General features: G+C 57.9%; 14 protein-coding genes. All 14 read right to left on the bottom strand.

The features are described from left to right. Positions 1 to 1,134: a UDP-4-amino-4,6-dideoxy-N-acetyl-beta-L-altrosamine transaminase gene (gene pseC / locus THEVEDRAFT_RS05565; protein WP_006583735.1), complete on the bottom strand. Its 1,134-nt coding sequence runs from the start codon at positions 1,132 to 1,134 to the stop codon at positions 1 to 3. Positions 1,135 to 1,185: 51 nt separating this feature from the next. Continuing rightward, the gene (pseB, locus tag THEVEDRAFT_RS05570; protein WP_006583736.1) at positions 1,186 to 2,178 is read right to left on the bottom strand and encodes a UDP-N-acetylglucosamine 4,6-dehydratase (inverting); all 993 of its coding nucleotides are present in this window, start codon (positions 2,176 to 2,178) and stop codon (positions 1,186 to 1,188) included. Between the two features lie 43 nt (positions 2,179 to 2,221). Then, positions 2,222 to 3,541: an aminotransferase class III-fold pyridoxal phosphate-dependent enzyme gene (locus tag THEVEDRAFT_RS05575; RefSeq protein ID WP_006583737.1), complete on the bottom strand. Its 1,320-nt coding sequence runs from the start codon at positions 3,539 to 3,541 to the stop codon at positions 2,222 to 2,224. After that, the gene (locus tag THEVEDRAFT_RS05580) at positions 3,534 to 4,316 is read right to left on the bottom strand and encodes a cytidylyltransferase domain-containing protein (RefSeq protein WP_006583738.1); all 783 of its coding nucleotides are present in this window, start codon (positions 4,314 to 4,316) and stop codon (positions 3,534 to 3,536) included. The genes THEVEDRAFT_RS05575 and THEVEDRAFT_RS05580 overlap by 8 nt, the downstream gene beginning before the upstream one ends. Positions 4,317 to 4,337: 21 nt before the next feature. After that, a complete protein-coding gene (locus tag THEVEDRAFT_RS05585) occupies positions 4,338 to 4,844 on the bottom strand; it encodes a GNAT family N-acetyltransferase (protein ID WP_006583739.1) in 507 nt (168 codons plus the stop codon). 3 nt (positions 4,845 to 4,847) lie between these two features. Beyond that, entirely contained in the window at positions 4,848 to 5,609 is a 762-nt protein-coding gene (gene hisF / locus THEVEDRAFT_RS05590; protein ID WP_006583740.1) for an imidazole glycerol phosphate synthase subunit HisF, read from the bottom strand. Beyond that, entirely contained in the window at positions 5,606 to 6,229 is a 624-nt protein-coding gene (gene hisH, locus THEVEDRAFT_RS05595) for an imidazole glycerol phosphate synthase subunit HisH (protein WP_040825796.1), read from the bottom strand. The genes hisF and hisH overlap by 4 nt, the downstream gene beginning before the upstream one ends. A 5-nt stretch (positions 6,230 to 6,234) precedes the next feature. Further along, on the bottom strand, positions 6,235 to 7,407 hold the full coding sequence (locus tag THEVEDRAFT_RS05600; RefSeq protein ID WP_006583742.1) for an N-acetyl sugar amidotransferase: 1,173 nt from the start codon (positions 7,405 to 7,407) through the stop codon (positions 6,235 to 6,237). Positions 7,408 to 7,420: 13 nt separating this feature from the next. Beyond that, a complete protein-coding gene (locus THEVEDRAFT_RS05605) occupies positions 7,421 to 8,299 on the bottom strand; it encodes an aldo/keto reductase (protein WP_006583743.1) in 879 nt (292 codons plus the stop codon). A gap of 102 nt (positions 8,300 to 8,401) precedes the next feature. After that, positions 8,402 to 8,764, bottom strand: a complete 363-nt coding sequence (locus THEVEDRAFT_RS05610) for a flagellar protein FlaG (RefSeq protein WP_006583744.1) — start codon at positions 8,762 to 8,764, stop codon at positions 8,402 to 8,404. Positions 8,765 to 8,850: 86 nt separating this feature from the next. Next, complete coding sequence (locus THEVEDRAFT_RS05615; protein WP_006583745.1) at positions 8,851 to 11,196, bottom strand: flagellin N-terminal helical domain-containing protein; 2,346 nt, start codon at positions 11,194 to 11,196, stop codon at positions 8,851 to 8,853. Between the two features lie 172 nt (positions 11,197 to 11,368). Further along, entirely contained in the window at positions 11,369 to 14,050 is a 2,682-nt protein-coding gene (locus THEVEDRAFT_RS05620) for a motility associated factor glycosyltransferase family protein (RefSeq protein ID WP_006583746.1), read from the bottom strand. Further along, the gene (locus tag THEVEDRAFT_RS05625) at positions 14,043 to 14,312 is read right to left on the bottom strand and encodes a carbon storage regulator (RefSeq protein ID WP_006583747.1); all 270 of its coding nucleotides are present in this window, start codon (positions 14,310 to 14,312) and stop codon (positions 14,043 to 14,045) included. The genes THEVEDRAFT_RS05620 and THEVEDRAFT_RS05625 overlap by 8 nt, the downstream gene beginning before the upstream one ends. Beyond that, positions 14,312 to 14,782, bottom strand: a complete 471-nt coding sequence (gene fliW, locus THEVEDRAFT_RS05630) for a flagellar assembly protein FliW (protein WP_040825800.1) — start codon at positions 14,780 to 14,782, stop codon at positions 14,312 to 14,314. Before fliW ends, THEVEDRAFT_RS05625 begins: the two co-directional genes overlap by 1 nt. Position 14,783 lies beyond the last annotated feature (1 nt).

Genomic DNA, 14,783 nt, shown 5'->3' on the forward strand with positions numbered 1-14,783 from the left:
CTATGCACGGCGGGTCATGAACTCCCTTATGACTTTAACCACCCTCTCCTGCTGCTCCTCCTCTAGGGAAGGGAACATTGGAAGGGATATGGCCCGACGGTAGAAATCAAGGGCGTTCGGGAAGTCCTCCGGATCAAACCCGTAGAGGTTCCTGTAATAAGGGTGCATGTGAACCGGCAGGTAATGGACTTGAACTCCAACCCCGGAATCCCGGAGGAGGTTGAAGAGGGAGAACCTCAGCTCCTCTGGAACCTGTATTGGGTAAAGATGATACGAGTGTCCCGAATGACTGGGCGGCAGTTCCACCAGATGTATCCCGGAAAGGAGCCGATCATATCTCTCAGCTATCCTCCGCCGAGCCTCAACAAACCCATCCAGCTTAGAGAGCTGAGAGAGACCAAGGGCACTGTGGATATCCGACAGGCGGTAATTATAGCCAAGATCCACCATCTCATAGTACCAGGGACCATCACACCGGCTCATCCTGGAGGGGTCCCTCTCTATGCCGTGGGATCTGAAAAGCCTAAGGCGCCTTGCGAACTCGTCGTCGTCGGTGGTCACCATGCCCCCCTCAGCGGTGGTGATGTGCTTAACCGGGTGGAAGCTGAACACCGTCATGTCCGCCTCCGCCCCCACCATCCTGCCGTTTCGTCCCGCCCCAAGGGCGTGACAGGCGTCCTCCACCACCACCGCATTCAACGACCGGGCAAAGGGGATGATCTGGTCCAACGGAGCGGGATACCCCCCGTAGCTCACAGGGGCTATCACCTTTAAGCCTTCACTGGCCAGGGGATCCAGCTTGGATGGATCTAAGCAAAGGGTGGTTGGATCAACATCCACGAACCTGACATCAGCTCCAAGGTAGCGGGCGGCGTTTGCGGTGGCGGCAAAGGTCAACGGGGATGTTACAACCCGATCCCCGGGCCCCACACCGGCGGCGTAGTAAGCCCCATGAAGGGCGGCGGTGCCGTTACAGAACGCCACCGCGTGCTTCACCCCCACCTTGGCGGCAAAGGCCTTCTCAAAGGCCTCCACCGCAGGACCCTGGGTAAGCCAATCCCCTTTAAGAACATCAACCACCGCCTGCACGTCTGCTCCATCTATGAACTGTCTTCCGTATGGGATGAACGACAAACAGACCACTCCCCGCCTATGGCTTAAACTTCATCAGGGTTCCCCCGGGTCTTAACACCTTTCGAGAAGCTCTTTTATCTGATCTGGGGTCAAGAACCAAGGGTTAGTACCGGATTGGTACTCAAAATCATCCGCCACCGGCTCACCGGCCTCTCCAATGGGGTTAACGGTGTAGTCCACATTGCTCTGGAACGATATGGCGGGTTTGACCACGAAGTGGTCATGGAACTCCAGGATGTTGAGCGCCTCGTCCTTGGGGCAGAGCACCTCGTGAAGCTTCTCCCCGGGGCGTATCCCCACCACCTTCGTGGGTATGTCAGGTGCCATGGCCGCCGCAAGGTCCACTATCCTGGCGGACGGTATCTTGGGAACAAATATCTCCCCCTGTCTCATCCGCTCAAAAGCCTTGATGACGAAGTCCACCCCCTGATCCAGGGTTATCCAAAACCTGGTCATCCTAGGATCAGTTATGGGAAGGGACTGGGCCCCCTTGGCTATGAGGTCCCTGAAGACCGGCACGACGGACCCTCTGGAGCCCACCACGTTGCCGTAACGCACCACGGAGAACCGGGTCTCATGGGTCCCCGCTATGTTGTTGGCGGAGACGAATATCTTGTCGGAGCAAAGTTTAGTGGCACCGTAAAGGTTTATGGGGTTAGCCGCCTTGTCGGTGGACAGGGCCACAACCTTCCGCACCCCCAAGTCTATGGAGGCCTGCACAACGTTCCAGGCTCCCATGATGTTGGTCTTTATGCACTCCATGGGGTTGTACTCCGCCGCGGGAACCTGCTTCAAAGCCGCAGCGTGAACCACGTACTCCACATCCCGCATGGCAAGCCTCAACCTATCCAGGTCCCGCACGTCACCGATGAAGAATCGCAGACAATCACAGTTGAAGTCCCGCTCCATCTCCGACTGTTTGAGCTCGTCCCTGGAGTATATTACCACCCTCCTTGGCTTGTACCGCTCAAGGATCCTTCTAACAAAGGCCTTGCCGAAGGAGCCGGTGCCTCCAGTTATAAGTATCGCAGAGTCATCAAACAAAACCCACACCTCCACGGGTAAATCGCATTCTTGCTAAAAGCTCCTAGTTCAGCCTTTTAAAACCCACCTGGGAGGGCTGTCCTAATAGGCTGTCCTCAAGGCGGTTTGACTCCATGAGCTGTCTCATGAGACGTAAGACCTCATCCGCCGCCTTAAGGTAACGGTCCACGTGTTGGTCCTGATGGGCCAGCATGGCGTAGAACAGGTTAGAGGCAAGTATCCCCCGCTCCAGCATCTCCTGCACGTAGAAGGCCTTCATGTGGCGGCTCAAGGGGCCTTGGAAGTCCACGTGGCTCATGGGATATATGCCGCTCACATGGGCATCTATGGAGTGCTTATTCAAAAGTTCCTTCCATCCCTCCTGCACCATCCGCCCCATCCGGCAGAGGTGTTCCGCCGCGTTAAGCGCCCTGTGTTTGCGTATGGTGGCCAAAGCGGCGGCGAAGCCGGTCCTCTCGGTCCAGCAGGTGCTGCTTATGAAGGTCCTCTGGGCGGATTCCATGACCTCCGCCCTTCCTATGACAGCCCCTATGGGATAGCCGTTACCCATGGCCTTGGAGAAAACCGCCATGTCGGGCTCATACCCATAAAGCAGGTGGGCTCCTCCGCTGTTGAGCCTGAAACCGGAGGATATCTCGTCCACCACAAGGACCGCTCCCGCGTGGGAGGCTAAGTCCCTGACAGCCTCCACAAATTCCCTTTGGGGTTCATCGTTCCTTATGGGCTCAAGTATAACCGCCGCCAGGTCGTCCCGGTGAGAATCCACTATGACCTTAAGCTCCTCAACCCTGTTGAAACGGAACGGCAGGGCTGTGCCGGACAATCCCTTGGGCACCCCACGGGGGTCCAGTCCGGATATGAGGTGTTCCCCCAAGGCGTTCTCGGTGCCCACGTTGGCCGCCAGGTACCAGTCGTGCCACCCATGGTATCCACAGAAAGCCACCTTGTCCCTCCCCGTGTGGGCCCTGGCTATCCTCACCGCCACCGCCATGGCCTCTCCTCCAGACCGGGTAAACCGGGCCATCTGAGCCCAGGGATGAACATCGCATAGAAGCTCCGCCAGCTCCACTTCCTCCGGACAGTTAAGGGATGAAACCACCCCTCCCCTTATGGCTTCAATCACCGCCCCGTCCACATCGGGATCGCAGTAGCCCAGGACGCTGGCCCCTATGGCGGATATGCTCATGTCAAGGTACTCGTTACCATCCAGGTCCCAAACCAAAGCACCCTTGGCCTTGGAATAATACCCGGGCCAAACCCCAAGGCTGAACATGTCAGGCCGCTTGGACAAAAGCTGAGTCATACCGGGTATCGAAGATTTACCACGGTCCTGCATCTTAAGCGATCTATTTATATCAGGCATCTAAACGTCCTCCCCTTAAAAATTTCTCGTCCTCCGCCAGGGATTTAAGGTACCCCTCGTTCCTTATGAATCCGCTGTTTATCCCCACGAGCTCCGGCCGCTCTTCCAACAGCTTTAACACGTCGGACATCCCAAAGGCCGGGTTCTTGGGATAGAGAGCCTCGTATATTTTGCATACAAACCTAAAGTCCTCGGGCTCATCCACCGTCCAGCGAAGGGAGGAGAGGTCCTTCCCCTCCAGCTTAAGGCACCCGAGCTTGTACCTCTTGGGCCTCTTGTGAATGAAGGGGGTTACGTGTTCCCTCTCCGAGGGAAGGGTCGCCTCACGGAAGGCCTCTTCCAGGGCGGAGAACCTCATGACCTCTACGTCAAGACCATCGGGGAAGGTGGGGCAGAGGGTGTTGCTGGTGTAGTCGTTATGGTCTTTAAGGTGAAGCTCTATCACGTCATCGATGACCTTCGGATCCGCCAGTGGACAATCGCCGGTAAGCCTCACCACGTGATCTGGTTTCCTTGTAATACAAGCCCCATGGAAACGGTCGAGCACGTCGGACAGGGAACCCCGGTATAGATCTATGCCCTCCCTTTCACAGAGCTCCGCCAGGGGATCATCGGATTGCTCCGTGCTGGTGGCAAGGACTAGGGCCTCTACCCTGCGGCTCCTCCTCACCCGCTCTATCTGTCTTAAGATCATAGGAACCCCCATTATCTCCGCCAGGACCTTCCCCGGCAACCTGGATGAGCTAACCCGGGCCTGAAGAACCGCCAAGATCATATGATGACCACCCCTCTTAAGCTATAAACGGGCAAGAAGCTTCTCCACCAACACCTCGTCCACGTACACCCCATCCAACAGTCGGTGCTCCTGCAGCACCCCAACCTGGCGGAACCCGGCCTTAAGAAACGCCTTAAGGGATCCGGTGTTACCGTCGTATATCCCGGCGAACAGCTTTCTCAATCCAAGCTCCCGGTGGGCATAGGAACAGCAGAACCTTATGGCCTCAGTGGCTATGCCTCTACCCCAGTACTCCTTAAGGCCTATCACCAACCCCAGGTCACCGTATCGGTGTTTCCAGTCCACGGACCCTATCTTTATGTTCCCTATGTGCACATCCCCGTCGAATATGCCAAATAGGAAGTCCCGGCCGCTTGATGACACGGACCTCACGAAATCCACCAGGTCCTGCTTGGTATAGGGTCTGAAACGGCTTTCAAGGTAACGGGTGACCTCCGGATCGTTCATCCATTTAACGTAATTCTCCCCCACTTGGTCGGGGGACAGCAGTTTAAGACGCAAGTCCATATCCTAAGCCTCCCTTACCGGTACATCCCGGCCTTTGAGGAAAGCCTTTATCCTCACCACGTCGTAATCCCGCAGGGAAAGCATCTTGCCAATGCCAACCCCCTCAAGGTCCACGGAGCGGAATAGGTCCACCAGATCCAGGTAGCTGCCAGCTCCACCGGAGGCTATGAGGTTGACTGGCACCACCTGCCGGGCCAGCTTCATAAGGTCCAGGTCAAATCCCGACAGGGTCCCCTCCCTGTCTATGGAGGTGAGCACCACCTCGCCGGCGCCGTTCTCCACAAGGGCCTCAAGGAGCACCACGAGATCAACATTCACCTCTTGAGAACCAGAGAGGATCATTGGCATCCACCCCTTGGATACACTTCCCCTTACGTCCACCGAGGCCACCACGGACTGGGAACCAAACCGCTCCGCCAGACGTCTAACGAGGCCGGGATCCAGGACACAAGCGGTGTTGACTATCACCTTGTCCGCCCCGGAAAGGAAAAGGTTGGCCGCGTCTTTCACGGACCTCACCCCTCCCCCCACCGCTATGGGCAGCCTACAACGCTCCGCAAGCCTCCTCACCAGGGAGGTATCCACCGTACGCCCCTCCTTTGAGGCCGTGATGTCCACCAGGACTATCTCATCCGCCCCCTGGGCATCCTGGATCATGGCCTGGGATATGGGATCCCCCACATCCACATGCTCCCCGAAACGGGTTCCCTTCACCAACCGCTCACCCTTAAGGAGGAACTGGGGGATGATCCGCTTGGCCATCATCGGCATAACACCTCCACCGCAGACCGTAAAACCCTGAGCCCGTCACCTTGGCTCTTCTCGGGGTGAAACTGGAACCCCATCACGTTGTCCCTTGCCACCGCCGCCACGAAGCTCTTGCCCCCGCAATCAAACCGGGCAAGCACGTGTTCCTCCGAATAGACCTGAAAGTGGTAGGTGTGCATGAAGTAGAAGGCCCCGTAACGAACCCCCTTGAATATCTGCTCAGCCTCTTCCCTGCCAGAGGGGGTCACCATGTCCCATCCCATATGGGGAACCCGGACACCCTCCATGCGGCAAACCCTGCCAGGTATCCAATCAAACCCCCGGTTCTCCCCCTCCTCCTCTCCCACAGAGGCGAACAGCTGCATCCCAAGACATATGCCAACAACGGGAAGCCCCCGATCCTTCCAGGAACACAAAAGATCCCACATGCGAAGTTCCTTAACAGCCTTCACCGCCGCACCGTAAGTCCCCACCCCCGAGAGGACCAAAAGGGAGAAACGGTCCGCACAAGACGGGTCCGACAACAGATCCACCTCATAGCCGTAAAACGAGAGGGCGCTAATGACGGACCCCACGTTACCAAGACCGTTGGAGACCACTCCTATCCTCAAAGCCATGGGGCTCACCACACCTTTCCCCTGTATTCCCTGTCCACATCATCCCGGAACCACAGGTCCTGATCCTTCAACCTCTCCCCCGTTGGGATCTCCTTGGGGTTCCTTGGAACCGCGGGCCTTATGAGGTGCCTGGCCACTATCTCGTTGAACTCCTCCTCGGTTATCCCAAGGTACTCAAGGAACACCTCAAGGCTTTGGGGCTTCCTGTCCTCGTAGCGCTTTATGTGCTCCAACGCCTCTTCCCTGGTCATTCGGCCATGCCGTATGTCAAGGGTGGTAAGGTGGGTTATCCTGGAGAAGCCCCGCTTGAGGTACTTTATGTAGTCCCTTATACCGGTGAACATACACTCGATCTTCTCGTAGGTGGGGCCTGGGAAGCCGCTTTCTATCTCATCCTCCCGCCATCCCAGATCCCGCTTTATTATCTCCACGTGCTTTCTCACGTCCCAGGGACGGTACTTGCCCAAGGGAAGGCTCTTGACCCCCGCCTCATCGAGTTCCTCCCTGGAGGGGTACACGTAAGGGGCAAGGTCCCTTGGATGCACCCCAATGAAACCCGCCATATCCTCTGCCCTCATGCCCAGGACTATCCGGCGGTTGAACTTCCACTCGTCGGTCTCCTCCAGGTCGGCAAAGCGGAAGTAGGCCTCGTACTCCCCGCCCCCCTCACCCCAGATGAGCAGGGGTATCTTGAACTTAACCGCTATCTGCATGGGGTAGGCGAAAACCCCAGCATGGCAGTGCCAGCAGAAGTCCCCCTTCCTTATCAGGGCCTCCAGCATGAGACGGCGCACCACCTGCCAGTTGGGGGTGAAGGTGATCACGTCAACCCCCAGCCGGCGAAACGTCCTCTTCCGGTTCTCCACCATGTTGGGCCGGTAGAACCAGTGGTCAAAAGAGACCACCAGGGGTTTGAGGCCATACTCCCTTACTATGGCCCAAAGGGTGAAGGTGGAGTCCTTACCCCCGCTGAACGGCACTATGCAGTCGTAGTCCGCCCCCCGGGCCTTGGCCTCCTCAAAGATCCTACGCAACTCTCGATCCCTGGCCTCCCAATCTATCTCCTTCTGCTTCACATCCCAGTTCCTGCAGATGTTGCAAACCCCGTCACGATCAAAGTAGACGGTCTCCCAGGTGATTGGAAGCACACACCTGCTGCAGCGCTGAAGCTCCTCCAAAACCGGATCCCTCCTATCCCCACTTCCGAGGATCTATCACGTGATCTTCAAAACATATGAGATCTTTAAGGTCCTCCGCACAAACCCTGCCGCAAGCTGAGCGGGCGGCTGATACCACCTCCAGAAGCTGCTTCGGGGAATCCACCCCCACTATCACCCGGTCAACCTCTGGGATCGACAGGCAGAACCCCAATGCCAGCTCCATGGGAGACATATTAAGCTCCAATGCCCTCTCGGCCAAACGGGTGAGGAACGGGGCAGCTCCTTTAACCTTTTCGGATCCCTCCTGGGGATCCATTAAGAGCAGCCCCTGAAGAAAACAAGATCGGACGTGGATCTCCGTCCCTATGTCCTTAAGCCTTTTTATCCCACCAGAGATGAGGAACCGCTGGTCCAATGGGTTAAGGGGGAACTGGATGACCTGGGGGGACATGATGCGGGATGCATCCAAGGCCTCCTCAGGGGAATAGCACGAAAAACCAACCTTTAAGGCAACCCCTGAGTCCCTCTGGGCCGCAAGGAATGCCGCCATGGATCCGCCCTGGGGGCCCAAAAGGGCCTCCCCGTGATGGAGCATGAGGCCATACACTCCGCTGGTCTTAAGGTCCTCTACCGAGGCCCTTAAGGCCTTCTCCATCTCCCGGGGGCTTAGTGCAGGCAACTTGGTCACCACCTTCATGGATGTACCTAGGCGGGCAAGGGCCTCTCCGATGAACCGGTGGGAGGTACCATAAAGGTAGGCGGTATCCACCATGTCTATACCGGCACAAAGGGCGGTTTCCAAAACACCGAGGGCCCTATCATAGCTGGGCTCCCGGGCTCCGCAAATCCCATAGGCCAACCCCAGCTGTGCCCCCCCAAGGGCAAGCCGTGTCACCGGGTCGGGCTTCATAAGCAAGCACCTCGCAATCCGAAATCCCTTGATTATAATAAAACCCGCAATCCGAAAAATGAAGAACTGCCCCAGGTCCTGTCTCCCGGGGCAGTTCAAGGGCTAAAACTTGTCATCGAAGAGCATCCCCAGCAGCTTGTTGATGTTCTCGATGAGCTTAACCACCTCGTCGGGGGGGATCTTCCTTATGACCTTGTCCTCCCCCCGGTCTATCACTTCAACCTGGTATATGTCCGCCTCCTTGCGGTAGAGGAACTTAAGGTCCCTCCCGAAGATCCGGCTGGTCTCCTCGGCCTTCCTCAAGGCCTCGGAGAGCACATCCTCCGAAAGAACCCCCTTGAGATCGGTCCCCTTGGACCCTTGGGGCTCCCGGTTGCCAAGGTCCATGGGGAAAGCCCCATGCCGCATTTCAATCCCGTTGGAGAACCCCACACCCAGCCGCAGGGATTCGACAGCATCCCTCATGGCTGCATCACCACCCTACTGCGATGCCTGTATGCCCTAAAAAGGAGAGGGGCTCATAGCCCCTCTCCATCAAGCGGCCTCCGGCGTTACCGGAGGAGCTGCAGCACGTTCTGGGGAAGCTGGTTGGCCTGGGCAAGCATGGAGTTGCCAGCCTGCATGAGGATGTTGAGCCTGGTGAAGTTCATCATCTCCTTGGCCATGTCCAGATCCCTTATGCGGCTCTCCGCAGCGGTGAGGTTCTGGCCCGCCACGGTGAGGTTGTTGATGGTGTGCTCCAAGCGGTTCTGGTAGGCACCTATGGCGGCCCGCTGCTTGGACACCCGGTCGATGGCGTTGTCGATCACGGTTATGGACCGGGCGGCGGAGTCGCGGTCGGTGACCAGTATGTTGTGAACCCCAAGGGCCCTGGCGCTCATGTCGCCGATGTTGACCCCCATGTCCTCCTTCTCGTTGGCGCCGATCTGGAAGACCGTGGTGTTGTCCGCAAGGTGCAGCTTGGTCTCGTAGATCTTGCCCGTGTCCTGAGAGAGGACGAACTCGTTGTTGAGGAAGCTCACCTTTACGTTGGCCATGGCGTCGAACTCAACGTCCACGTTGGGGTGCACCACGCCGTAGAGCACGTTGCCCGTCACCTTGGCGTTGCTCACCACCGTAGCGCCACTGTGGGCGTCCTGCACGGAGACCCGGAACTGGTTCTCGGTGGACTTCTTGATCACGTTGAGGCTCAGGGCCTTGATGAGGTCCTCGTCGCCGGAGAAGTTGAGCTCTCCAGCCTTGCCGGCTATGGCGGACCTTATGACGAAGGTGCCCTGCACCGACTGGGAGGTTCCGGAAATTACGTCGTTCTTACCAACGAAGGTTACGAACTTGTCGGTGTCAGAGGTAAGGTACTTGGCCTGACCAAGGTCGAAGGCGATGGCGTTGTTGAGCTTGGTCTGCACGTCCCGCAGGGTGTCGGTGGAGTAGAGGGTGATGGAGGCCTTGGTGCCGTCGCCCTGGACTATGGTGATGTCCTTGGGATCGTCCAGGAGGAACCGGCCATTGGCGTCCCAGAACTTGTCAAGGTCCTTAAGCTGCACGTCCGCCTCGGCGATCTGCCCCACGTAGGCGGCGTCGAAGGCCGCAAGGGTAGCGCCGGTGGCCACAAAGCTGGTGCTCAAGGTAAGGACTATGTCGGATTCGTAGAGGGTGCCGTTGGCGGTGTTGAGGTAGAAGTTCCTGAAGTGCACGTCCTTGCCCGCCACGTTGGCAGCCACAACGTTGAAAGCGGCGGTCAGGGTGTAGGCGCCGGTGTCCCAGTTGCCAAACCAGCTGGTGTTGTTGGTGGCGGAGATGGTGACCTGCAGGTCCGCAGTGGCGCTACCGGCCGCAAAGTTCACAACGATCTTGTCGCCAACCGTATAGTTGGTGACAGCGCTTATGGCTATGATACCCTCACCCATAGCGGTGGTTCCAAAAGCGGTCATAGAGGTAGCGGAGAGAGCCGTAGTCTGCAGGATTATGTTCTCGTTGGTGAAGGTGTAGGAATCACCGCTCAGGGACAGGGTGTTCGCCACGCCCCGGAACGTGACAGAGCTGTTGGCGGTGTCCACCGCAACCACTTCGAGGTATATGGAGCCGCCGCCGCCCGCGGCGCTAACGGAGCCGGAAAGGGCGCTGATTATGGACACGCCGGTAGCAGCACCGAAGACCTGCTGGTTATTAATTGGACCACCATCCACGGAGAAGTTATCAGCCGACACCGCAAGGATGGTGAACTTGCCGGCGGGCAGGGAGTCCACCCGGACCTTCTCCACGCCCTTGTTGGTGTTCTTGGTGACGTTCATGATCACGTTCTCGTGCTTGATCTTGAAGATGTCGGTCTTCTGGATCTGGGCGTCACCGGGGTTGGCTATGATGCTTATCTTGTAGTTGCCCTCGGCGCTGTTCTTCTGGCCGAACTGGTCCACGGTCCTGAGGCCGCCCCGGACGAAGGCCTTGGTGGTCAGCTTGTCGGAGGACCAGAGCACCGCGGCGGAGCCGTCCAGCAGCTTCTTCTTGTTGAACTGGGTGGTGCTGGATATACGGTTTATCTCGTCCTTCAGCTGCTCGATCTCGTCCTGGATGTAGCTGCGGTCCTGCTGAGTCAGGGTGTCGTTGGCCGCCTGGACGGACAGCTCCCTCATCCTCTGCAGGATGGAGTGGGTCTCGTTGAGGGCGCCCTCGGCGGTCTGGATCATGGATATGCCGTCCTGGCTGTTGCGCACCGCCTGATCAAGGCCGCGGATCTGAGCCCTCATCTTCTCGCTTATGGCAAGCCCCGCCGCGTCGTCCGCCGCGGAGTTGATCCTAAGACCGGTGGAGAGCTTGTTTATAGACTTCTGAAGGCTGTTGTTGGTGGCGCTGAGGGAGTTGTACGCGAAAAGCGCCGGTATGTTGTGGTAAACTCTCATGTTAATCTACCTCCTTGTGATGTTCCAGGGCGTCCTCCGTGGCGCCCCATGGGTAAGAACAGCTTGAACTAAGAACAAAATCCTTCTTTACTATCTAGCGACGCCGCATCACCTCCTGCTCCCCTTATCGGAAACCGGGGATGATAACTTTAGCGGCTTCACAATGGAAGACCTAACCCTCATCACAAGAAGCAACCGATACTAAGCTAACGTCCATCCCAAGGGACTTGAGGTAATCCAGCCACCTAGGTTCCCACTGGAAGCCCGCCTTGGAAAGCGACTCCCTAATGGAGAAGATGAAGTCAAGCGCCCTTCTTGCAGCCTGGTCAACGCGTGTGTCATCGCACCCCAGGACGTCAAAGGATGTGCGGGCAAGCCATGCAAAATGCGGCACCACATCTCCGGGGTATCGCTCAAGCCCCGCCTCCATCTTCATGACCTCCTCAAAAGCCCTTGGCAAATCCCCATCCATAAGAGCCCTTTGAGCGGAGTTCCTCAGACCCAACAACATCGCCGCAAGATCGTATTCCGCCACCTCACCCACCGCATCCACATACCTACGCTGAGAGGCCAAGACCTCCTGCTTCAACTGGTCTATCCGCTGGGACCACTGGGGCATCACGGACTTGGCACTGTCAAGAAGGGTTACCGCAAGCTCGTGCTGCGGAGCCCTTATCAGGTCGTTGGCCCCCTCGATCAAGGCCCAGTCGATGAAGAAGGAGGCCACCTTCTCCGCCTCCGCCTCCCTTCCCTCCAGCATCCCGTATGCCCTGCCCATGCAGTGCCTGGCCTCAAAGGCCCTGCCCTGTGCGTAGAGGAACTTGGCAGCCATCCAGAGGAGCTCCGGAGAAACTCCCTCCTCCCGCAAAATGTCAACCCGGCAGAGCATGTCCGATATGCACAACCCCAAGGGGGACAGAAGATCCGGCTCCTGGGAACCCAATAGCTCCTCAAGGGCACGTCCCAATGGCTCCAGAAGATCCCGGTCCTTGAGATCCAAGCTGTCACTCAGGGCTACCAGGGCCTCAGGGGATAACTGGGCCTCCATGTAGTCCAACCACTGGCTCATAAACCTAAGGTTCACTCTGTGGCTAGCCACCATCTCCCTGTGAACCCTCTCCCAGTCCCTCACCTGCTCCACCGTCTCAAGGAACCTGGTCCTCGCTATGGTAACCCCGGAAAGGTGGGTGTAGCTCTGACCTATAAACGCCAACGCCCTGTGTGCCCCATGCAGCCGGTCCAGAAGGTCCGCTATCTTAAGGGCATGCTGTCTTCTCCTTGTGGGGGGAAGACCCGCCGACGCAGCCCTGTCTATCTCCTGGTCCATCTCATCGAGCACGGAAAGGCAAAAGTCTATGTCGTGCTTTGCCCTTGAAATTCTACTCAAAAGTTCCCTGGTACCCTCCTGGGTTACATCCCTAGGCTTTGTCTCCGATACCCCCAGGTGACGCACCGTACCGTCACCACCGAAACGGTCCATGAACTCCCTAAGGGGGATGGGCTTGGCCCCTCTAATGTCAGCCCCCCGCTCGGAGCACTGAAAGACCCTATCATCCCCAAACCCACTTAGGAGCCTTTCGAAGATCTGAAGGAAGTAATACCACATGTAGTGGGTCTTGACCTTACCACCCCCTATGGCATCAACTTCCAACCGCTGGTATGAAAGCTCCTTGGCGATCCCCTCGGGGGTTAGCGACGCAACCCCCTCGGCATGGGTGGTAAGGCCGTCGTCGTCAAAGGAGAGGTCCTGGCCTATAAGGGCTACCTTTGGACACCCGAGCCCCACAGCAAAGCACATGGCCATGTGGGCCACGCTCATCCCGGAGGTCATGGTGTTCATGTTGAGCACTTCCTTAACCAGCCAGGTATCGGCGGGGCTGTCCATCTTGCCCACCACGAAAACCGGCCCGGGCCACCGGCCGGCGGTCAAGGGCTCGCTCACCGACTGGGACACCAGGAGTATACGCTTGCACTCCTCCGGAAACTCCTCCAGCACCGCAGGCATCCACAGCTCATACATGGAGTTCCGCTCGATGGTCACCACCGCATGGGGAACTATCCCGCGCCTTAAAAGCTTGATCAACGAGGTGTCGCAGGCTATGATAAGGAACCGATCTTCCTCACCCTTCAACAGGTCCACGTTCTTCTTAAGGGACGGACCGGAGCTCACGCACACCGCGGGACGACCGCCCCAAAGATCTATGAGCTTCTTGCCGTCAACTCCGCGCAGGATCCGCAAAAGGTTCAACGCCCCGTGCCTTATCCCCAGCAGGGTGTCCTCCGGGGAATTGCCCAACATCTCGATCCTATGCCGCACCGCATCCCAGAACTTGCCCTCTAGACGACTCATACCCTGCCCATGAGCCTCCCATATACCCCGGTGAACATGCCGTGAAGCCCCGGTAAAAAGGTATATCCCCAAGGGCACAACATTGTAGAAAAGGGCCTCTTCCAAAAGATCGGGATCTTCCCACACCACAAATGACAGCCTGCAGCCCTTAGGCAAGGCCATGTAGACCGACGTGGCGGACAGGGTGGCCAGGAGCCTCTCAAGGCTTGGCTCCAACACCACCACCGAGAGGGCGTCCTTGGGAAGGGATCTCAAGACCTTAAAAAGATAAGGGGGATAACCCACCCCCAACACCAGGTGGCACTCCCCTTGAACCCGCCCAGCCTCAGGCACCCTATCGAAGAAGGGCTCTCCCAAACCCTTCACCCAACGGCCCGAAGGGGTTTCCTCAACCCTGACCTCACCCCTCAAGGGCAGCTTCCCCATCTCATCAAATATCCTCTGGGCCAGGAGAGGCTGTCGGCTCCGCAGCTCCTCCAGGTTCTTGCTCAACAGGTCACTCATGATCCACAACCTCTCCCTCAGCGCATTTCCCAACACCCCGGCTACCCTTAAGCGGGATCTCCAAAAGGTCCATGGGCGGAGATGCCACCGCCGACGCGTTGGCATCCATCACCTCATCAAGCAGCTCCTTCCGCCATACCTTAACGTCCCTGGGGGCCACTATCCCAAGGCGGACCACATCGCCCCGAACCTCCACACAGCGGACCTCTATGTGGTCCCCTATTAATATGGACTCCCCGGGCTTCCTGGACAGGACCAGCACTAGGACCCCTCCCTCAATGAGCCGGGTTCCCCCTCTGCCCCCTCGGGGTCCCCGAAAACCCTGTACCTTATGGGATAGTCATCGTTCTTCAGTATCACCTGACAGCCCAAGCGCTTGAGATGGTTGAACACCAACGGGGCCCGAAGGTTGGCGGTCATCTGGCGAACATCCCCCGGGATGGTGAGCACCACCATTATCCCCAGCTCATCCTCCGACGAGGCCTCTATTACCTCCAGATCCTCACCGGTCACCTCCGCCCTATAACCGGGGAACACCAGCTCCGGAGGACACACCGGCAGCGCCACATCTCCATCCACCAGGCTCTGAAGCCACTTTATGGGGCTTTCATCCTCCCCGACAAAGGCCCACTCCTTGTGCTCCTCAAAGGCGGGTATGCCCTGAGGAAACCTTATAACCGCATCATCCCCCACCTCGAGCAATCCGAACCGGGAAGTCTCAAAACGTCTCATC

The organism is Thermanaerovibrio velox DSM 12556 (assembly GCF_000237825.1).
GTDB lineage: Bacteria > Synergistota > Synergistia > Synergistales > Synergistaceae > Thermanaerovibrio > Thermanaerovibrio velox.